The sequence below is a fragment of the Pseudomonas sp. IPO3749 genome (genome assembly GCF_013386605.1).
GTDB classification, from domain to species: Bacteria; Pseudomonadota; Gammaproteobacteria; order Pseudomonadales; family Pseudomonadaceae; genus Aquipseudomonas; species Aquipseudomonas azotoformans_A.
The window spans coordinates 1-20,086 of the sequence record NZ_JACARN010000083.1; the positions used below are offsets into that span (position 1 = coordinate 1).

The 20,086-nt window shown below is 62.9% G+C and carries 16 protein-coding genes; 6 read left to right on the forward strand and 10 right to left on the reverse strand.

The window, feature by feature from the left end; all coding sequences use genetic code 11:
• Positions 1-289: 289 nt before the first annotated feature.
• A complete protein-coding gene (locus HX812_RS27480; protein ID WP_038849086.1) occupies positions 290-6,499 on the reverse strand; it encodes a non-ribosomal peptide synthetase in 6,210 nt (2,069 codons plus the stop codon).
• A gap of 489 nt (positions 6,500-6,988) precedes the next feature.
• Here HX812_RS27480 and HX812_RS27485 point away from each other — a divergent pair, with 489 nt between their 5' ends.
• Together HX812_RS27485 and HX812_RS27490 are read left to right on the forward strand one after the other, a co-directional pair.
• Positions 6,989-7,780 carry a helix-turn-helix transcriptional regulator gene (locus HX812_RS27485; protein ID WP_038849089.1) on the forward strand — a complete coding sequence of 264 codons (792 nt, stop codon included), beginning with the start codon at positions 6,989-6,991 and terminating at the stop codon, positions 7,778-7,780.
• Positions 7,780-9,258 (forward strand): efflux transporter outer membrane subunit, encoded by a 1,479-nt coding sequence (locus HX812_RS27490; protein ID WP_152514745.1) that lies wholly within the window; start codon positions 7,780-7,782, stop codon positions 9,256-9,258. The genes HX812_RS27485 and HX812_RS27490 overlap by 1 nt, the downstream gene beginning before the upstream one ends.
• On the opposite strand, the gene HX812_RS27495 is transcribed toward HX812_RS27490, so the two are convergent.
• Together HX812_RS27495 and HX812_RS27500 are read right to left on the reverse strand one after the other, a co-directional pair.
• Entirely contained in the window at positions 9,191-9,595 is a 405-nt protein-coding gene (locus HX812_RS27495) for a RidA family protein (protein ID WP_038849090.1), read from the reverse strand. The genes HX812_RS27490 and HX812_RS27495 overlap by 68 nt on opposite strands.
• An 87-nt stretch (positions 9,596-9,682) precedes the next feature.
• Positions 9,683-11,023 carry a sorbosone dehydrogenase family protein gene (locus HX812_RS27500; RefSeq protein WP_038849093.1) on the reverse strand — a complete coding sequence of 447 codons (1,341 nt, stop codon included), beginning with the start codon at positions 11,021-11,023 and terminating at the stop codon, positions 9,683-9,685.
• 286 nt (positions 11,024-11,309) lie between these two features.
• Here HX812_RS27500 and HX812_RS27505 point away from each other — a divergent pair, with 286 nt between their 5' ends.
• Positions 11,310-11,786 (forward strand): Sbal_3080 family lipoprotein, encoded by a 477-nt coding sequence (locus HX812_RS27505; RefSeq protein ID WP_038849096.1) that lies wholly within the window; start codon positions 11,310-11,312, stop codon positions 11,784-11,786.
• On the opposite strand, the gene HX812_RS27510 is transcribed toward HX812_RS27505, so the two are convergent.
• From HX812_RS27510 to HX812_RS27540, 7 genes are all read right to left on the reverse strand, one after another.
• Positions 11,761-12,693 carry a pyridoxamine 5'-phosphate oxidase family protein gene (locus HX812_RS27510; protein WP_038849098.1) on the reverse strand — a complete coding sequence of 311 codons (933 nt, stop codon included), beginning with the start codon at positions 12,691-12,693 and terminating at the stop codon, positions 11,761-11,763. The two genes, HX812_RS27505 and HX812_RS27510, sit on opposite strands and share 26 nt — an antisense overlap.
• Positions 12,694-12,772: 79 nt before the next feature.
• Positions 12,773-13,657 carry a LysR family transcriptional regulator gene (locus HX812_RS27515; RefSeq protein ID WP_038849100.1) on the reverse strand — a complete coding sequence of 295 codons (885 nt, stop codon included), beginning with the start codon at positions 13,655-13,657 and terminating at the stop codon, positions 12,773-12,775.
• The gene (locus HX812_RS27520; protein WP_038849103.1) at positions 13,657-14,577 is read right to left on the reverse strand and encodes a LysR family transcriptional regulator; all 921 of its coding nucleotides are present in this window, start codon (positions 14,575-14,577) and stop codon (positions 13,657-13,659) included. The genes HX812_RS27515 and HX812_RS27520 overlap by 1 nt, the downstream gene beginning before the upstream one ends.
• A gap of 18 nt (positions 14,578-14,595) precedes the next feature.
• Positions 14,596-15,228: a glutathione S-transferase family protein gene (locus tag HX812_RS27525; RefSeq protein ID WP_038849106.1), complete on the reverse strand. Its 633-nt coding sequence runs from the start codon at positions 15,226-15,228 to the stop codon at positions 14,596-14,598.
• A 111-nt stretch (positions 15,229-15,339) separates the two neighbouring features.
• The gene (locus HX812_RS27530; RefSeq protein WP_038849107.1) at positions 15,340-15,681 is read right to left on the reverse strand and encodes a hypothetical protein; all 342 of its coding nucleotides are present in this window, start codon (positions 15,679-15,681) and stop codon (positions 15,340-15,342) included.
• A gap of 85 nt (positions 15,682-15,766) precedes the next feature.
• A complete protein-coding gene (fetB, locus tag HX812_RS27535) occupies positions 15,767-16,558 on the reverse strand; it encodes an iron export ABC transporter permease subunit FetB (RefSeq protein WP_038849110.1) in 792 nt (263 codons plus the stop codon).
• The gene (locus tag HX812_RS27540) at positions 16,555-17,232 is read right to left on the reverse strand and encodes an ATP-binding cassette domain-containing protein (protein WP_038849113.1); all 678 of its coding nucleotides are present in this window, start codon (positions 17,230-17,232) and stop codon (positions 16,555-16,557) included. The genes fetB and HX812_RS27540 overlap by 4 nt, the downstream gene beginning before the upstream one ends.
• Before the next feature lie 131 nt (positions 17,233-17,363).
• On the opposite strand from HX812_RS27540, the gene HX812_RS27545 reads away from it, so the two are divergent.
• From HX812_RS27545 to HX812_RS27555, 3 genes are all read left to right on the forward strand, one after another.
• Positions 17,364-18,440 (forward strand): aldo/keto reductase, encoded by a 1,077-nt coding sequence (locus tag HX812_RS27545; protein ID WP_038849115.1) that lies wholly within the window; start codon positions 17,364-17,366, stop codon positions 18,438-18,440.
• A 54-nt stretch (positions 18,441-18,494) separates the two neighbouring features.
• Complete coding sequence (locus HX812_RS27550; RefSeq protein WP_050572479.1) at positions 18,495-18,737, forward strand: hypothetical protein; 243 nt, start codon at positions 18,495-18,497, stop codon at positions 18,735-18,737.
• Between the two features lie 150 nt (positions 18,738-18,887).
• Positions 18,888-20,084, forward strand: coding sequence for a DUF1835 domain-containing protein (locus HX812_RS27555; protein WP_038849118.1), 1,197 nt, complete (start codon positions 18,888-18,890; stop codon positions 20,082-20,084).
• Positions 20,085-20,086 lie beyond the last annotated feature (2 nt).

Consider the following 20,086-nt stretch of genomic DNA (forward strand, 5'->3'; position numbering starts at 1 on the left):
TTAGCCGCCCCGCGCCATGGATGGCGCGTGGCGGCGGCCCCCCAAATCACTGTCGGATTACGGGCACACCGAGCCTAGGCGAGGTGCCGAGTGTTGGGGCAAGAGCCCTTTGGTTACTTTGGGCTGGGCCGGCATTCCGGCTTTTCCAAAGTGACCCGCCGTAAGGGCGGAACCAATACCCGCCATCCCCCAAATAACGGATATGTACTCCGTCCGATCCAACATCCAGGTCGGCTGTCAGGCCGCCTTCGCAGGCAAGCCAGCTCCCACACTATCCGCATTACCAACCTTAGATTCTGCGGCGACGGTTCAGCTGAGGAATGGCCGCCTGAGGAACCTCCACCCGCTCCACCTGCGTCGCCGTCTGCGCCGCCAATTGCGCCAACGTCGGATGACTGAACAGCGTCCGCGCATCCACCTCCAACCCCGCCTTGCGCATCCGCGCCACCAGGTTCACCGCCAGCAACGAATGTCCACCCAATTCAAAGAAATGGTCATGCCGTCCCACCCGCTCAAGCTTCAACACCTCGGCCCAAATCCCGGCCATCAAGGTCTCCACTTCCCCCAGCGGCGCTTCATAAGCCCGACTCACCACCGACTCCAACCCCGGCTCCGGCAACGCCTTGCGGTCAAGTTTGCCCGCAGGATTGAGCGGTAACTCATCCAACTGCACAAACGCCGCCGGCACCATGTACTCCGGCAACTGCTCCAGCACATGCGCGCGCAGGGCTTCCAGGCTCGGCGCCTGCCCACGCACAGTGAAATAGGCGACCAACCGCTCATCCCGAATCAACACCGCCACTTCCCGCAACGCCTGATGCGCCATCAGCCGTGATTCAATTTCCCCCAGCTCCAAGCGCACGCCGCGCAGTTTGACCTGGAAGTCATTACGCCCCAGGAATTCAAGGTTACCGTCCGGTAGATAACGCACCAGGTCACCCGTGCGATACAGCCGGTCGCCGTCAACAAACGGGCTGTCGATAAACCGTTCGGCGGTCATCTGCTCCAGCCCCAGGTAACCACGGGCCACGCCGACCCCGCCGATATGCAATTGGCCACTGACCCCCATGGGCGTCGGCCTGTCATGTTCGTCCAGCACATACAGACGCGTGTTGTTGATCGCCCGGCCAATCGGCAATTGCAGCGCAGGCACCGGCGCGCCGGGTTCCAGGGTCCAGGCGCTGCTGTCCACCGTGGCTTCGGTAGGCCCGTAGACATTATGCAGGCGCACCTTGGGCAAGCGCGCCTGCACGCCACGGGCCAGGGCTTCAGTGAGTTCGCCGCCGCCACACAGCACGTCGGTCAGGCTGGTGCACAGGGCAGACTCTTCCAGTTCAAGAAACTGCTGGAGCATGGCCGGCACGAACTTGATCACGCTGATCTGCTGTTCGCGAATCACCTGCGCCAGGTAGGCAGGCTCACGATGCCCATCAGGCCGGGCGAGCACCAACCGCATGCCGTTGGTGAGCGGCCAGAACAGCTCCCACACCGAGCCGTCGAAGCTGAAGGGCGCCCGTTGCAACAGGGCGCCGCCCTCGGCGTTGGGGCACAACTGCGAGCCCCAGTGCATCAGGTTACCGAGGCCCCGATGCTCGATCATCACGCCTTTGGGCGTGCCGGTGGAGCCCGAGGTGTACATCACGTAGGCCAGGTTGGCGACGCTCAAGCCCGGCACCAACGGATTGCCGATGGGTGCCTGGCTCCAGGCGCAGTGGTCGAAGTCGATCACCGGGATCGACACATCACCCGGCAAGTCGCGGGTTGCCGCGTGCACCAGCAGTGCAACCGGTTGGCTGTCGTGGAGCATGTAGGCCAGGCGCTCGCGCGGGTAGCCTGGGTCCAGCGGCACATAGGCGCCGCCGGCCTTGAGGATCGCCAGCAAGCCCACCACCAAGTCCAACCCGCGCTCGACACACAGCGCCACGCGGGAATCCGGTTGCACCCCGCGTTCGCGCAGGTGGAAGGCCAGTTGATTGGCGCGTTCGTTGAGCTCGCGGTAGGTCAGGTGCAACTCGCCGGCCTGCACCGCCACCGCATGGGGAATGTGCCGCGCGTGGGCTTCGAACAGGGCCTGCACGGTGAGGGTTTCGGGGTATGCGGTTTGCGTGGCGTTGAAGTCCACCAGCAAGGTGTTCAACTCGCTGGCGGGCAGAACCTGAACTTCACGCAGTGGCGTTTGCGGTGCCTGCTCCAGCGTGTCCGCCAGGTTGACCATCACGGTTTCCAGATAATCTAACAAACGCCCGGCGCCGACCTGGCGCGGGGCCTTGGCCTTGATCCGAAAGCCGCTGGCGATGTCGTCCACGGTCAGCATCAGCGGGTAGCTGAGGATGTCTTCACTGCTGAGCAAGGCGATGCCCGGCACCAACGTAAGGTCGCGTTCGGCATCGGTGTGGCGGTAGTTGAGCAGGCTGTTGAAAAGTGGCGATGCACTGCTGCAACGCTGGGCCAACGCCAGCGAGGCCTGCTCATGGGCGAGCAACGCGCTGAGCTGGGCGTGGGTATCGCGCAGGGCATCAGCGACGTTTTTCCCGGCCAGGCGCACCCGCAGCGGCAGCGTGTTGATGAACATGCCCAGGGCCCGGTCAGCGCCCTCGCCCGCTTGCAAACGGCCGAGCAACACGGTGCCGAATACCACGTCATCGCGCCCCGCCACGCGGCTGAGCACCTGGGCCCAGGCCAAGTGGAACAGGCTCGCGGCACTCACGCCCAACCCACGTGCCTGGGCACGCAGGCGCTGATTGAGGCGGTCGTTCAGCACGCGTTCGGCTTCATCCGTGTGCGCCCGGTCCGCCTGGCGTTCCTGTAGCCCGAAGGCCAGCGTCGGCTCGTCGACATCGCCCAGTTGCTCGCGAAAGAACGCCTCATGCCCAGCCTGCCGTGCCGGCGAACGGGCTTGCGTCACCACAGTGCGATACGGCACCGGCACCGGCAGTTGCGCCTGCTGGCCGAGCAAATGGGCGCGGAGTTCCTGCATCAGGATCGTGGTGGACGTAGCGTCGTTGACCAGGTGATGAAAGCGCAGGCGTGCAACCCAGCGCGGGTGCTGCGGTTCTTCGGCATAGTCCAGGGCCATCAGCGGGGCCTGGCGCAGATCCAGCGGTTCACACGCCTCGCGCAAGGGTTCAACGCGTAACAGCGCTTCGCGCCACACCACTTGCATCGGCTGCTCAAGCGCATCCCACACCAGGCTGGTGCGCAAGATGTCGTGGCGATTGATCACCTGTTGCAGGGCCAGGGCAAACGCGTCCAACTGCTCACGCCGGGCAAAACTGAACAACGCTTGTTGCTGGTACGGATCGCGCTCGTCGGTGATGTGGTGGTAGAGCAAGCCTTCCTGCAACGGCGCCAGTGGGTAGACGTCCTGCACGTTGGCCGCGCCGCCGGGAATGCTCGCGACAATGCGCGCCAGGTTCTCAGGATCCAGTGCGGCCAGCTCAGGCGCGTCCATCTCGCCGTACTCACTGGCCGCCGCCAAGGCCGCCAGGGTAGGCTGGCCGAACAGCACCTGCACATCGGCGCGCAGCCCGACCTGGCGCATGCGTTGCACCAATTGCACGGCCAGCAACGAATGCCCGCCAAGTTCGAAAAAGTGGTCGTGACGCCCGATCTGTTGCACCTGCAACAGCTCGACCCAGAGTTGCGCCAATAGGGATTCCACCCCCGCGTGCGGGGCTTCGTACAGGCGCGTGACAAAGGCGTCCTGGGTCGGCGCGGGCAATGCCTTGCGGTCGAGCTTGCCGTTGGCCGTCAGGGGCAGCGCGTCCAGTTGCGTGTAGGCGACGGGCAGCATGTAGTCGGGCAGCGAGGCCTGCAGGTGGGTACGCAAGGCTTCGATCTGCAGCGCTTCGCGGGGGACAAACCAGGCGAGCAATTGCCCATCGCGTGACTGCACTACCGCGTCTTGCACATGCGGATGGGTGGCAAGTGCGGATTCGATTTCGCCCAGTTCGATGCGCATGCCACGGATTTTCACCTGGTCGTCATTGCGCCCCAGGTATTCCAGGCTGCCCTCCGGCAACCAGCGCGCGAGGTCGCCGGTGCGGTACATGCGGCCTTCGATAAATGGGTCGTCGAGGAAACGTTCGGCGCTCAGCTCGGGGCGATTGAGGTAGCCCCGTGCGACGCCTTTGCCGCCGACGTACAACTCCCCTGCTACGCCGATGGGCACCGGGCGTTGCTGTTCATCCAGCAAATACACCGTCGCATTGGCGATGGGCGCGCCGATGTGCAAGAGCTGGCCCACTTCCATGCAGCCGGAGGTGGCGACCACCGTGGCTTCGGTGGGGCCGTAGTTGTTGATCACCGCAAAGGACTGCGCCTGGGTAAAGGACCGCAGCCGGTCGCCGCCGATCAGCAGGGTGCGCAGGGTCGGGTGTTGCAGGCTTTGGCTGAAGGCGTACTCGGCCACGGGCGTTGGCAGGAAACACACCTGCAGCGGCTGCGCCTGCCACCAACGGAGCAGCGCGTCGATATCTTCGGCACCGTCATGCGCCGGCGGCAGGTGCACGGTGGCGCCCACACACAACGCAGGCCAGATTTCCCAGGCCATCGCGTCAAACCCGAAACCGGCGACGCTGGCGGTGTGGCTGCCGGCTTGCAGGTCGAAGGCCTGGCAATGCCAGTCCACCAGGTTCGCGACGGTGTGATGCTCGACCATCACGCCCTTGGGCAGGCCGGTGGAGCCGGAGGTGTAGATCACATAGGCAAGATTGGAAGGGCTGACCGCTACGCGGGGGTTGGTGCCCAGGTGGAAGGTCGGGCGATCCAGCTGGATCACCGGCACCTCCAGCGCAGGCAAACGCGACAGCAGATCGTGCTGGGTGAGCACCACCACCGGGTCGCTGTCTTGCAGCAAATAGTTCAGGCGCTCGGCCGGATGGGCCGGGTCGACCGGCACGTAGCAGGCGCCGGATTTCAGGATCGCCAGCAACCCCACCAGCGTCTCCAACCCGCGCCGCGCCAGGATCACCACGCGATCGTCCGGCTGTACACCACGCTCCAGCAGTTGATGGGCCAGGGCATTGGCCTGCTGGTTGAGTTGGGCGTAACTCAGTTGCCGACCTTGGTGCACTGCCGCCACGGCGTCCGGCGTACGGGCGGCCTGGGCTTCGATGCGGCCGTGCAGGGTTTGCAGCGGTGCGTTGGGCTGGGCGGTGGCGTTCCACTGTTGCAGCTGCGCCTGTTCGGCGGGCGTCACCAGGGAAAAGTCACTGATCTTCAGCGCGACGTCTTCCAAGCCTTGCTCCAGCAGCCAGGTGAAGCGCTGCGCCAGGGCGAGTACGTCGTAGTGCTGGAAGTACGCTTCGTTGTAGACGCAATGCAGGCACGCGGTGTCCTGGTAACGGTTGCTGCGCAGGTGGATCGCCAGCGGCAACGGCTCATGGTGGTTGGACACCTTGACCGCGCGGGCCTCGGTGGTGCCGTAGCGCAGTTCGTGGTCGTCCTGCTCGAAGGACACCGACAGGTCGAACAACTGACCGCGATCGGTGCGGCGCAAGCCCAGCTCACGGTTCATCTCGCTCAGGGGGAAACGCTGGTGGCGGAAGTCCTGCTTGAGCTGGTCACGAACCCCACGCACCACGGCGCTGAACGGCAACTGCTCATCGAACTGCAAACGGACCGCGCTGACCTGGGTGAATAGCCCGACGGTGGATCGAAAACGCGCATTGGAACGGTTGAGAATCGGCAGCCCCACCACCCACTCCGGACGCTGGGCGGTGCGGGTGAAATACACATACATCGCCGCCAGCAGTACATGAAATGCCGAGGCCTGGTAACGGTTGGCCACTTGTTCCATGCGGTTGAGCAGCGCCACCGGAAACGCTTGGGCCAGGGTATTGCTGGACGCCTTGGCGGTATGCCGGGGCGTCAGTAAGGGCTCCGGCAGCACGCGGTATTTGCCCAGCCAATACCCACGGTCGCGGGCATAGCGGGCCGAGGCGTGGTAGCGCTCATCCGCGTCGATGAAGTCGAGATACGACGGCGCCAACGGCTCCGGCTGCCGGCCTTGTTGCAGGTCGGTGTACAGCCGGGCCAGGGATTGCAGCATCTGGCCAAACCCCCAGCCATCGAGGATCAGGTGATGGGCCTGGGTGCCAAGGCGGTAGTGATCGTCGTCGAGCTTGACCAGGAAGAAGCGAAACAGCGGCGCGCCCTGCAGGGTGAATGGCAGGGCCATTTGCGCCTGCATCAACGCCTGGCTGGCGGCCTGTGGATCAGCCTCGCCGGCAACGTCATGCAGGGCCAGGTCGACGGGCAACGTAGCGGCGAAGGTCTGCCGAGGCAAACCGTTGGCGTCGGTGTGCAGTTGCGTGCGCAACGCATCGTGCTTGAGCACCAGCAACTCGATGGCGCGCTGCATCAGGTCTTGCGCAATGGAACCGGCAAAATCCACATAGCCGCCGATGTTGTACAGCGGCGAATCGCCTACGCGCAGTTGATCGAGCCAGATGTCCTGTTGGGCGGCGGTAAGGGGGAAGCTGGAGGAATGCTTCATAAGATCCTTCTCATGGGGTTCAGGCACTGGCCGCGCAGGGAGGCCCATTACGACGAATAGGCCGGATTGGAGCATGAGGGATCGGGGCTGTCTGACACCCTAAACCCGGACATCCAAATGGATGGAACAGGCTTGGCTGAGGGTTCATTGCTGAAACGATTAAAGCTGTGTAGGAAATTGGCTATCCCTGACCGCTGCCAGCTCTCATCTATTTTTTTAAAAATGAATTATTTTTGTTATTTATCAAATAGTTAATTAACTCTAAAAACCTCTGATGGTTTTTTTCGGCCGGAATTGCCTCTCAGAAACGTCGAATTAATGACGTGGTTTTTATGGCAGGTTGTGTCCCTCGTTTCCGCTACATACGTAGGACGAATCCCCTGGCTAAATACAATCTCGACTACCGACTCTGGTGTGTGAGCAACGGATCGCCCCCGCAGAGGCCCAGAGAGTCTGTTGACGGTTTTCGACATCAAGGATGAGATGGCTATGAGTTTGACCAGCAGTATTGCCAACGCGCAGAGCCCGAATTTCTATGCCGAAATGGGCGAGTTGATTGCCAACAGTGGCCACGCGGATTTCGCCGCACACATGCTGCACCTGGTGGACAAGTGGGTGCCGATCCACCTGGTGGACCTCAGCGAATGGACCCTCGACGAGCTGCGCGACCGTGTGCTCGATATCAAGCTGCTCGGCAGCGCCGGCCAGACCCAGGACCTGCCGCCCCTGGCCCTGAACTCGATGGACGACCACCCGTTGCTGCGGGAAATGCTCGGCATGCAGGACCCGCTGCTGATCCAGCTAAAGGCCAAGGCCAAGAGCGCGTTTCCGCGCGGCACCTCGCACCAGTGCAACCTGGTGTCGCGCCAGGGCAACCGGCGCTGTGTGATTTCGTTTTATCGCCCGCCCAACCATCGTGGGTTTTCCCTGGCCGAGTTGTCGTTTCTCAAGTGCCTGTCGGACACCCTGCTGCCATTGATCGAGTGTCATGCCCAGAGCCTGCGCCAGGCGCCCCACCCCGAGGCCGAACCGGCCCACACTTTGCTGGAGCAATCCCAATTGCAGCGTGAGTTCTACAAGCGCCTGTCCCTCGGTGAAATCACCCTGTCGGCCCGCGAACAAGAGGTGTGCCTGGGCCTGCTGACCGGTGGCACCGTGCCGCAGATGGCGGAAAAACTCAGCGTGAAGAACAGCTCCATCGAAACCTACCTCAAGCGCGCCGCCGCGAAGTTGGGCGTGAGTGGCCGACATGGCCTGGCCAAATGGATGGTTGGCGCCTGATGAATAAATTGAGCGCATTCGCACTGGCAGGGCTGCTCGGCGGCTGCTCGCTGATCCCCGATTATCACCGGCCGGAGGCGCCCGTGCCGGCGCAGTATCCCCAGCAAGGGGTGTACGCGCTGGCGCAATCCGGCACGTCGGACTGGCAGCAGTTGTTTCATGACCCGGCGTTGCAACAGTTGATTGGCGAGGCGTTGGTCAACAACCGCGACCTGCGGGTGGCGGCGCTGAACGTCGAGGCGTTCCAGGCGCAGTACCGCATCCAGCGGGCGGATCTGTTCCCGGCCGTCTCTGCCACCGGGGCCGGCCAACGCCGGCGTTTGCCGGGGGATGTGACCGGCACCGGCAAGCCGGCCATTACGTCGAGCTATTCCGCGACCCTGGGCATCAGTGCCTATGAACTGGATTTATTCGGCCGCATCCGCAGCCTCAGCGAACAGGCGATGCTCACCTACCTCGGCACCGAAGAGGCCCGGCGCAGCGCGCAGTTGAGCCTGGTGGCCAACGTCGCCAATGCCTACCTGACCTGGCGCGCCGACCAGGAACTGCTGGCCCTGGCCCGCCAAACCCTGGTGGCCAACGAACACAGCCTGCGCCTCACCCGCGGCAGCAAAACCGCCGGCAAGGCCTCGGCACTGGACGTGGTGCAAGCCAGTACCAGCGTCGAAAGCACCCGCGCCAGCGTGGCGCGTTATGAGCGCCAGGTCGCCCAGGACCTCAACAGCCTGGCCCTATTGGTGGGTGGCCCGGTGGATGAACACTTGCCGTCGCGCCCACTGGCGGATGACTGGGTTGCGCGGGTGCCGGCCGGCCTGCCTTCGGACCTGCTGCAACGCCGCCCGGATATCCTCCAGGCCGAATACCAACTGCGCGCCGCCAATGCCAATATCGGCGCCGCACGCGCGGCGTTTTTCCCTTCCGTGAGCCTCACTGCCAACGCCGGCAGCGCCAGTACGGAACTGTCGGGGCTGTTCAAGGGCGGCTCCGGCAGTTGGACGTTCCAGCCGCAGATCAACCTGCCGATCTTCAACGCCGGCAGCCTGCGCGCCAGCCTCGACTACGCCAAGCTGCAAAAGGAGATCACGGTGGCGCAGTACGAAAAATCCATCCAGACCGCCTTCCAGGAAGTCGCCGATGGTCTCGCGGCGCGGCAGACCTATACCGACCAACTGGAGGCGCAAAGAGATTTCGTCGCCGCCAACCAGCAGTATTACAACCTGGCCGAACACCGCTACCGCAGCGGCGTGGACAGCAACCTCACCTTCCTGGATGCGCAACGTGCGCTGTTCAGCTCGCAGCAGGCGTTGATCATCGACCGCCTGGCGCAGTTGGTGGCCGAGGTGAAGTTGTACACCGCGCTGGGCGGCGCGTGGGGAGAAGCCCTTGCGGACGCGGGCGGGGTTGTCGCGTTTAACCCTGAGGAATCACCGCCTCCGCCTCGATCTCGATCAACCACTCCGGCAATGACAACCCGCTGACGATAATCCACGAAGACGGCGGCGGGTTGTGCGGGAAGCGCTGGCGCAGCGCCTGCGCGATGGGTTCCTGCTGGTCGCGGGCGGACTCGGCGATGTACAGCCGCAGCATGATCACATGGGACAGATCCCCACCGACTTCGGCCAGCACCTTGTGGATATTGTCCAGCGCAGTGGCAGTCTGCTCGGCCATGCCTGGGCCGACCGTGCGCTCGTCCGCATCCACCCCCACCTGGCCGGACAGCATGATGCGCCGACCCTGTGGCACCTCAAGGGCCTGGCTGAAGCCGTATTGCAGGGAGTTGAATACCGTCGTGGGATTGATGACCTGTCGTTGCATGACGCTTCCTTGTTGTCGGTAGGAAAACAAGGCTAACCCAACGGCATCATTCAATCTGGCGGTTCAACATCCCGCAACATATCGAGGTCAGGGTTTGCTCTGTGTCACCCGCCACACTTTGTTCCCCACATCATCCGCCACCAGCAGCGCGCCCTGCTCGTCCAAGGTCACACCCACCGGCCGACCTTGCGCTTCGCCTTCTGCATTGAGAAAACCGGTGAGGAAGTCGACCGGGGTACCCGACGGTTTGCCGTCCTTGAACGGGATAAACACCACCTTGTAGCCCGCTTGCGGGTTGCGGTTCCAAGAGCCGTGTTCACCGACAAACACCCCATCGGCAAAGGCGGCCGGCATGCCGCGCGCATCGGAAAAGGTCAGGCCCAGCGGTGCGACGTGAGTACCCAGGGCGTAGTCCGGCGCGATAGCCTGGGCCACCTTGTCCGGGCGTGGCGGTTGGACGCGCACATCGACATGGCTGCCGTAGTAGCTCCATGGCCAGCCGTAGAACGCGCCGTCCTGCACCGAGGTGAGGTAATCGGGCACCAGGTCGCTGCCGATTTCGTCGCGTTCGTTGACCACCGTCCACAGTTGGGTAGAACCCGGTTTCCACGCCAGGCCGTTGGGGTTGCGCAAGCCGCTGGCGAACAGGCGCTTCTCACCGCTGGCCACGTCCAGTTCCCAGATCGCCGCACGCCCCTCCTCTGCGTCGAGGCCGTTTTCGCCGACATTGCTGTTGGACCCCACCGTCACATACAGCCGGGTCCCTTCAGGGTTGGCCAGCAGGTTTTTGGTCCAGTGGTGGTTGATGCCGGCCGGCAGGTCGGTGACCTTGACCGGAGTAGCATTGATGTGGGTCTGGCCTGGGGTGTAAGGCACCTTGACCACCGCGTCGGCATTGGCGATATACAAATCATTGCCCACCAGCGCCATGCCGAACGGCGACATCAAGCCGCTCAGGAACTCGGTCCGCACTTCGGCATGCCCATCGTGATCGGCATCGCGCAGCAAGGTGATGCGATTGGCGCTCGGTGTATCCGCGCCGACACGCCCCATCACCACACCCATCGCCGTGCGCTTTGCCCAGGCGATCACACCCGTGCCGCCGTCGGTGGCGCCTTCGGGCATGGGTGGGTGATTACTTTCAGCGACCAACACATCACCGTTGGGCAAGGTGTAGACCCAGCGCGGGTGATCGAGATTTTCGGCCAGGGCTGTGACGGTGAAACCCTGCGGCGCAGTGGGTTGCACGCCATCGGGCCAGCCCACGGCCTTGGAGACCTTGAGCGTGGGAATCAAGGAAGTACTGGGTTCGGGCAGTTGCGGCGCAGGCCCGACTCCGGCTTGGAACGGTAATTTGGACGCTTCGCCACAGGCGCTGAGAACAGTCGCGGTGGCAATCAGGAGCGCAAGGCGGCTCGGTACATTCATGGTGCAAACCTCGGGGCAGAAACCTGAGGGAGTATTGCCCTATAACGCGCGGGTAGCCACCGGCCGTGGCGCAATTGAATGTTAACCGTGGGGCACGAATGGCATCGAAGTCTCTCTTTTGTCGGACTGCTCTTACACAACTATAGAGCTGGGGCCGCTTCGCGACAAAACGGGACGGTGCGACAAGCCAGCTCCCAACACATGATCCCTTGCGTCTGAAATGCTGCGCTCGTCATCAGACCTTCACTGCTATCATCAAGCCACTACTGAAGATATGGACGTCGCTATGCGCCTGATAACAGCTCCCGCTTGTTTGCTGGCCGCCTTAACCCTGGCTGGCTGCAGCATCAAGCAAACCGTCACGCCGGTTGCCTTCAGCGGCGCCCAGGCGCCTGAGATCTGCATGATCCCCGCCGAAGGCTTGCGTGCCGGGTTCAATGCCACCTACACCACGCAGTTGCGCAGCAAAGGGTTCCAGACCCGTGAGCTAAGACCCGGCACCCCTCCGGCCAGTTGCGCCCTGTCGACGACCTACATTGGTCAATGGAGCTGGGACCTGGCGCTGTACATGAGCTATGCCGATATCCAGGTGTTTGAAAATGGCCGCCAGGTGGGCAAGGCGCTGTATGACTCGACCTCGGGTGGCGCTCGAATGGGCAAGTTTATCGATGCACAAAGCAAGATCATCGAGATGACCAACCAGTTGTTCCCGAATGCCTACTATGGTCCAGGCCTGCCTACCAACTCCCCATCGCCAGACTGAACGGCGAAAACTCCGCGAACTGCCACCGCAACGCCAACGCCGCCGGGCGGCGCACCACCTGTTCCGCCGTCACCGTCCACAACCGCTGGGCGCCCTCGAACAGCGCCACTTGCGGGCCGTCCAGAATCAACGTGGTGCGCCCGGTCACTTGCAGCACATCCCCCGACTCAAAGTCGATGAACAACAACCCCGCCACCGGGTTGGCTTGCAGGTTGCCCAAGGTGGCGAAAAACAGGTTGCCGGCAAAGTCTGGGATGGTCAGCACGTTGCCTTCAACCCGCACAAAACCCGTGTTGCCACCTCGATGAGAAACGTCCACCGAACGTTGGCCGTCCACCTCAACGTAGCTGGCGACAAACAGCGTGTCGGCGTTGCGGATCAGGGTTTGGGCGGCTGCGTCCAGGTCGTTGAAGCGTTCGACCATCGTGCCGGGTTTACGGGCGATGCCATCGACCGGGCGCAGTTGGATGTACTTGGGGCAATTGCCGAAGGTGTGCACCACGTCGACCGAAAAGCCGTCGTGATCGAGTGCGCCGACACGGCCGTTCATGCGATTGCGGCGCCGGGTGTTGAGGTCGATGCCCAGCAGGCCGACAGCTGCCCCCTCACGCAAAGCGTTGCGGGCCGGGTCGGTCGCGGACGGCAGGCTGTCGATCTGCAGGGTCTGCGGGTCCGGCGAGTGGGCAAAACCGGGGGCGCCTTCGATCATCGTCGCCCACGGGAGGCCCTGCTCGTCCACCGCACCCAGTATCAGGTAAGGCAACAAGGGGTAGAAATCGCGGTGCTGTTCCGGCAGGTGATCACGGATCACCTTCGGCCCGACCACCGCCATGCGGTCGGCCACGCCCACCGCCTCTTGTATCTGCCGTTCGCCGGCATGCCAGGGAGATTGTTCGATCAGGTTCATGGCGAGCACCTCAGGTTGTATGTGTCGATGCTGCGCCCTGCCAGCCGGCGTGAGAATCACCACGCCAGGCAATCCACTATTACGCCAGCTGAAATGCCGGATGTTCGCGCAGCGCCATGACGCAGTGGTCGACAAAACTGCGCACGCGCATTGGCGCATTGCGGCCTTCGCGGTACACCACCTGCACAGGCAGTGGCGGCAGCTCAAAATCCGGCAAGACGCGCCGCAGTTGCCCACTTTGCAAGTGTTCGTGCACCGGATAACTCAGGCAACGGATCAACCCTGCACCCTGCACCGCCGCATTGATCGCGCCCTGTACTGTGGCGCAGCCGAGTCGGGCGCGGGCCTTGAGTGGGTAGCCCTGGAAATCCCAGTGCACCTGATGGGCGCTGGCGATCAGCCGGTGCTGCTTGAGGTCGTCCGGGCGTTGGGGCTCGCCGTGAGCTGCGAGATAGTCGGGGCTGGCGCAGAGGATATGCCGCACCTGGCCCAGCGGTCGGGCAATCAATGACGAATCGGGCAGTTCACCGACGAGGATGGCAACGTCGAGTCCTTCTTCATGCAGGTTCGGATAATAGTCGTGGTAGCTGACGACCAGGTTCACCTCGGGATAGCGGTCCAAGTAGTCAGCCAGGACCGGCGCCATCACATAACGACTGAACAGGAAGGGCAAAAACACCCGCAGGTTGCCCTGGGCCTGCACGTGCAGCCCCTTGGCCGAGGCTTCGGCGGCGTCCACCGCAGCCAGCAGGCGCACGCAGTCCGCCAGGTAGGCGTTGCCGGCGTCGGTGAGGCTCACGCCGCGCGTACTGCGCGCCAGCAACGGCACGCGCAAACGCGCTTCCAGGCGGGCAACCGCGCGTACCAGGGTCGGGCCCGAGACCTGAGCGTCACGCGCCGCAGAAGCCAGGCTCGGCTGCCCAGCCAGCGCGGCGAACAACTGCATATCGCGATAACGCTCCATCAGCTGCGCCGTTTCATTGCCGGGTTCAGGGCGGCGTCCTGGCCCAGGCGATGGGTGAGGAAATCGACAAAGGTGTTGATCTTGGCCGGCACCCGGCCGCTTTTGTGGAACACCACCTGGATCGGCAGCGGCGCCGACTCATAGGCTTCGAGGATAATTTCCAACTCTCCCGCCGCCACCGCGGCTGCGACCTGATAGGACAACACCCGCGTCATGCCCCAGCCCAGGCGCGCCAGGTTGATGGCCGCATTGTTCGCCGTGACCACCAGACGTGGCTCGATGGTCACAGTCAAGGGTTGGCCGCCGTCCACAAACTCCCAGCCGCTCACCAATGAACTGGACGACGACGTGGCGATCTTGGCCTCACGCAACTGCGCCGGATGCGTAGGCCGCCCGTACTGTTCGAGGTAGGCCGGCGATGCGCAGACCACCCGGCGCACTTCGCCGACCTTGATCGCCTGCTGCCCCGGTTCATGCAAGTGACCGATACGCACCGCCACGTCCACCCCTTCGTCGGTCATGTTGACCACTCGATCGACCAGCAAGGCGTTGATATTTACCAAGGGGAACCGATCCAGATACTCCCCCAGCACCGGCGCCACATACAACTCGCCAAACAGCACCGGCGCGGTCACCGTCAAATGGCCGCAGGGGATGGAATAACTGCCCGCCGCGGCTTCCTCGGCTTCATCGAGTTCCGCCAGGATGCGCCGGCAATCTTCGAGGTAACGCTGGCCGGCTTCGGTGAGGTGCAAGCTGCGGGTGGTGCGCGCAAGCAATTGGGTGCCGATGCGCTCCTCCATGGCGGCGATGGCACGTGTCACGCTGGGTGGCGAGGTTTTCAGGCGGCGCGCGGCAGCGGCGAAGCCCTCCTCCTCGGCCACCGCCAGGAACACCTGCATTTCATGAAATCGGTCCATCGGCGCGCCTCTAGAAAGTTATTGCGACTGCAACCCCACCGCCGTGCGCGGCATGCCCACGAAGCCCGGCAACGCCTCGATACTGGCGAGCCAGGCGCGCACATGAAGGTAGTCGGCCAGCGAAACATTGCCTTCCGGCGCGTGAGCCGTATAGGTGTAGAAAGCCACATCGGCGATGCTCGGTTGCTCGCCGGCCAGGAAACGGCTCTGGCTCAGTTGCGCTTCCACCAGTTTCAGCAACGCATGGGAACGGGTAATGGCGTTGACGGTGTCGACTTCGGCACCAAACACCGTGGCCAGTCGTGCAGAGGCAGGCCCCGCATGCAGCTGGCCGGCAGCGGTCGACAGCCAGCGCTGCACACGGGCCTGGCCCACCGGGTCGCTCGGCAGCCATTGGCCTTTACCGTAAGTATTTGCCAGGTAAATCAGGATCGCGTTGGAGTCCGCCAGCACGACACCGTTGTCATCGATGGCGGGCACCTGGCCGAACGGGTTGATGGCCGCAATGAATTCGGGCGTTTTGTGGGCGGCTTGCTTGAGGTCCACCAGCACATAGTCCGTGGGCAGGCCGAGCAGGGACAGCATCAGCTCGACCCGGTGGGAGTGGCCGGACAAGGGGAAACCGTAGAGTTTGATCGCAGGCTGGGACATGAAAGGCTCCAAAAGATTGGGTATCGACGCCAGGCATGTTCCACTGCGGTCCTGATCGAAGGAATCACCAGGAATTACAATCCAGCATTTCACTCAATGAAACAATAGGCCTCAGCAGGCCCCCACTTTCAACACGCCGTTGCAGTTCGACAGTTTGCCTGCATCGTCCAGGGAAACGCTGATGTCATTGTGGTTTCGGTCCTTTGTCACACGGTCTTTTGAGGCCGTGTGAGGCGCATCTTTTATGACGTCGCCGGTCCCTATACACATTTGGTGGAAGTTGCACGTTCCCGGAGGCGCTTGAGTGGTCCAATCACTGCCGGTGCAGTGCGCACTGGCCGATGACCGGTACCATTGCGCCTGGCATTGCGCGTCGTGGCTGCCCACCGCCTGGGCGTTGACGTTGAACAGCATGGTAAGAAACAGCAGCGCTGAAACACTGACAACCTTCATTGTTCACCTTCATGGGTCTTGGCTGAATGAGCCTGTATTGATAAATCAGCGACCCCATGGCGATAAATACAACTTTTACGAACCTTCAACGCTCCTGCAATCGCTCGCGCAAAAACCGATGACTCACCGAAAACAGCCGCCGATAGGTGAGCAGCACCGCCCCCACCGTGCCCAACGCCGAAGACGCGGCAATCAGAAACATGATCACGATCTGATACCGCACCGCGTCCACCGGGCTCTCCCCCGCCAGCACCTGCCCGGTCATCATGCCGGGCAGGCTGACGATGCCCACCACGGTCATCTGGTTCAGCGTCGGGATCATCCCGGCGCGCACAGCCTGGCGGATGGCTTCCTGCGCGGCTTCCCAGCGCGAGCCGCCGAGGGCGAGGATCATTTCGATGGTGTTGCGCCCCGACGTCAATTCCTGGGTCATGCGTTCGATCCCCAGGGACACGCCAGTCAGGGTATTGCCCAGGATCATGCCGAGGATGGGAATCGCATACTGCGGCTCGTACCACGGGTGGATGCGGATCACCGCAAACAAACCCACCGCCGTCACCAGCCAGGAACTGCCCCACACCGACAGGATGCTGTCCACGCGTTGCCCCCGGTACGTCCGCCGCCCGCGCCCCGCCGCCGAGATGCCGGCGATCAGGGTCATGGCGCACATCAACGGCAGCACCACGTACCAGTAAGCGAACTCGAACACCCAACCCAACAGGTAACCGATGGCCAGCAGTTGCACCACCGTGCGCACCGCCGCCCACAATAATTGGCGCTCCAGGCCCAGGCGCAGCAGCAGGGAGAGCGCGCCGTTGACCAGGATCAGCGAGGCGGCGATGCCCATGTCTAGTGCGGTCAGGTTCTGATAGTTCATGGCTGGGCCACTCCACTCAATACACCGGCACTCATCTGCAAATGGATGTTGCTCATGCGCCGGGCCTGGTCCAAGTCGTGAGAGACCCAGATACAGGCGCGGGCGCGATCAGCCGCAAACCAGGCGTCGATCAGCGCTTCCACTTCGCGGGATGAGGTGGGGTCGAGGGCAGCGGTGGGCTCGTCGAGCAACAGTACTTCGGGGTTGAGTTGCAGGGTGCGGATCAACGAAACCACCTGGGACTCACCGCCCGACAGGTCGGCGGCGCGCTTGGCCAGAAAGTCCGGGGTCTTGCCGGCGTGGCCTAGCAACGTGGTCACCGCGGCCAGGTCGAAGCGGCGTTTGCGCGAGGTCTTGAGGCTGAAGGGGAAACGCAGATTGTCTTCCACCGTGCCATCGAGCAGTGCCGGGCGTTGCGACAGGTAGCTGATGTGGCAGCGGTAGTGGGGAATCTGCGCGTTGCCGATCGGCTGGCCATTCCACAGGATCTGCCCGGAACTGGGCGCATCCAGCAGCGCCAGTGCACGCAAGAACACACTTTTGCCGGAGCCGGATGAGCCGGTGATCGACACGCGGTCGGCGGCATTCAAGGTGAAATCGGTGGGCTGGAGCAAGGCCACGTGGCGGCGCTCGTCCATGCGCGTGAGGGCGCGGGTTTCGATCAGTGCGCTCATGGACGCGGTGTTCCTCTCAATCTGGATGAGGCAATGGTGAGGCACACTCGCCGGGATTTCATTCAAAAAATTCAAACTATCGCAGCCGGTGTGGCTCAGAACTCTAGGTTCAGCATTACCGAGGAGGCAACATGCAATACCGACAACTGGGCCATTCCGGCCTGCTGGTATCCGAAATCATCCTGGGCACCGTGCCCTTTGGCGGTCGCGCCGAGTTTGAGAAATGCGGATCGGTGGATGTGCCCCTGGCCAAACGCATGTTCGATATCGCGTTCGACGCGGGGGTGAACATGGTCGACACCGCCGACCTCTACTCCCACGGCCTGGCCGAAGAAGTGGTCGGAAAAGCCTTGGGTGACAAACGCAACGATATTCTGTTGGCCACCAAGGGCCGCAGTCCGGTGGACGACAACCCCAACAACTCAGGTTCTTCACGCTACCATCTGATTCGCGCGTGCGAAGCCAGTTTGAAACGCTTGGGCACCGACCATATCGACCTCTACCAACTGCACAACTGGGACGGCATGACCCCCATCGAGGAAACCCTTGAAGCGCTGCGGCTGTTGGTGGGTTCGGGGAAAATCCGCTACTTCGGCACCAGCAACTTCACCGCCTGGCAAATGATGAAGACCCTGGGCAAGGCCGAACTGCACGGCATGCTCAAACCCATCACCCAGCAGATCTACTACACACCAGAATCCCGCGAAGCCGAGTACGAACTGCTGCCGCTGGCACTGGACCAGTCGGTGGGCACACTGGTGTGGGGCCCAATGGGCGAAGGACTGTTGACCGGGTCCACCCGTCGTGGCCACAAGCCGCCCGCCAACACCCGTCAGGGTAGCGGTTGGCCAGAACCCTACGTGCATGACCAAGAGCGTGCACTCGACATCATCGAAACCCTTGCCGCCGTCGGTGATGAGCACGGCGTCTCGGTCGCCCGCACGTGTCTGGCATGGCTCAAGGATCGACCGGGGATCACTTCGCTGATCGTCGGCGCCCGCACCGAAGAGCACTTGCGCGACAACTTGGCTGCCACTGAATTGAAGCTCACCCAGGAACAGTCCTCACGCATCGAAGCCGTGACGCGTCGCCAGCCGTTGTACCCCTACTGGCATCGCTTTACCGCCGGGATCGACCGCTTTGATCCGGCGGAGCAGCCGTTTCTGGCAGAGCATCAGAAGACACTGGATGCGCGCAAGGATAAGTAATGCCTTGGCAGCCTTGCGCAATAAGGCTGCTTTTTCCCCTTCCAGGAGTCGCCCGTGGTTGCCCAAATCATGATCGCCGCCCTCGGCGTCGTCGCCATCTGGTTCAGCCAGAGCAAACGCTTGAAAGTGCGCCGCTACGCCTGCCTGTTCGGCATGGCGGGCCAGCCGTTCTGGTTCTGGTCATCAATCAATGCCGAGCAGTGGGGGATCGTGCTGCTGAGCTGTTTCTACACGGTGGCATGGGCGAAGGGGATCAAAACCCACTGGATTGATCACAAGCCAGACACACAACACTGATTTGCAATCGAGCGCAGCACTGCCTATATTTCCCGCCTGGCGCTCTCTACGCCACCTTCCGCGGAAAGGGCTGCGCCCAAGACACTGCAACATCCTCTTTTTCTACGACTCCCCACCTTGAAGCGGAAAAGGTTTGTGCAAGGAGATCGTATGTCCCGCCACTTCAATACCGATGGCCGCCTCAACCTTGAGCAACAGCGCAAGCGCGCCAAGGAACTGCTGCCACGCCTCAAAGCCGAAGACCCGAACGCGACCTTGTCCCAGGCCCAATGGGAAATCGCCAAACAGCTGGGTTTCAGCAGTTGGCCCAAGCTCAAGGCACATGTCGACGCCATCGACTTCGCCGCTCGCCACCCCGACTTTGCCGCCAGCGACGAAGCCCGTACCACCCATTGGCGCTGCGGCAATGACATCGCCCACAGCCTCCAACTGGCGGGTTTCAAAGGGCAGTTTCGGATGCTCACCGACCCACTGTGCATGGGCCCGGTCCGCGATTTGCCCGGCCAAGCCTTCCGTGCGATGCGCAGCGCTTTTATCAGCCAGGCCTTTGCCATCGATGAAGCAGACGCCGCACGCCGTGTCGACGCCGAATACGACCACCTCGAAGCCTTGGCCAGCGCCGAACACAGTGTGCTGTGGTGCGAAGCGGATGCCTATGACCAACTGTTCCTGATCCGCGCGCTCGCCAGCCTTGAGCAGGCGCCGCGCAAGCTGGAACTGATCGAGGTGGATCGAATTCCCGGCGTGCAACGCTTTATCGGCATCGGCCAACTGGCGCCGGATGTGTTGGCGTGGCTGTGGCCGCAACGGCGCTTGATCGATGATGACGCCGTGCAACTGGCCAAGCAGGCGTGGGCGGCCTATTGCGACAGCTCGCCCGTCAATTGGTCGGAAATGGCCCACCACAAGCATCCCGCCCTGCCCTTGTTGGCCCCGGCGCTGTTACGCCAGTTACAGGAACTACCAGGTTCGCGCGACGGCTTATCCCTGACCGAACGCCTGGCCCTGACGTACCTGGCCGACGTCGGGCCAACACCCTTTGGTCGGGTATTTGCCGAATTGATGGCCAAGCGCGAGCCACTGCCGTTTCTGGGGGACATGATGTTTCATGCGCTGTTGCGGCCGTTGATTGACGGTGACGCCCCCTTGTTCACAGAGTCCGATACGCACAAGGACTGGCCGCAGCGCGAGTTGAGGCTGACGCCCCTGGCGCATCAGGTGCTGAGCGGTGACGCGTATTGGCTCGACCATGCCAGCCATGAGCGTTGGGTCGGCGGCGTGTCCTTGAGGCCCGGCCAGCCCCATTGGACCATAGACGAAGACGCCGTGCCCCACTGGCGTGGCTGACG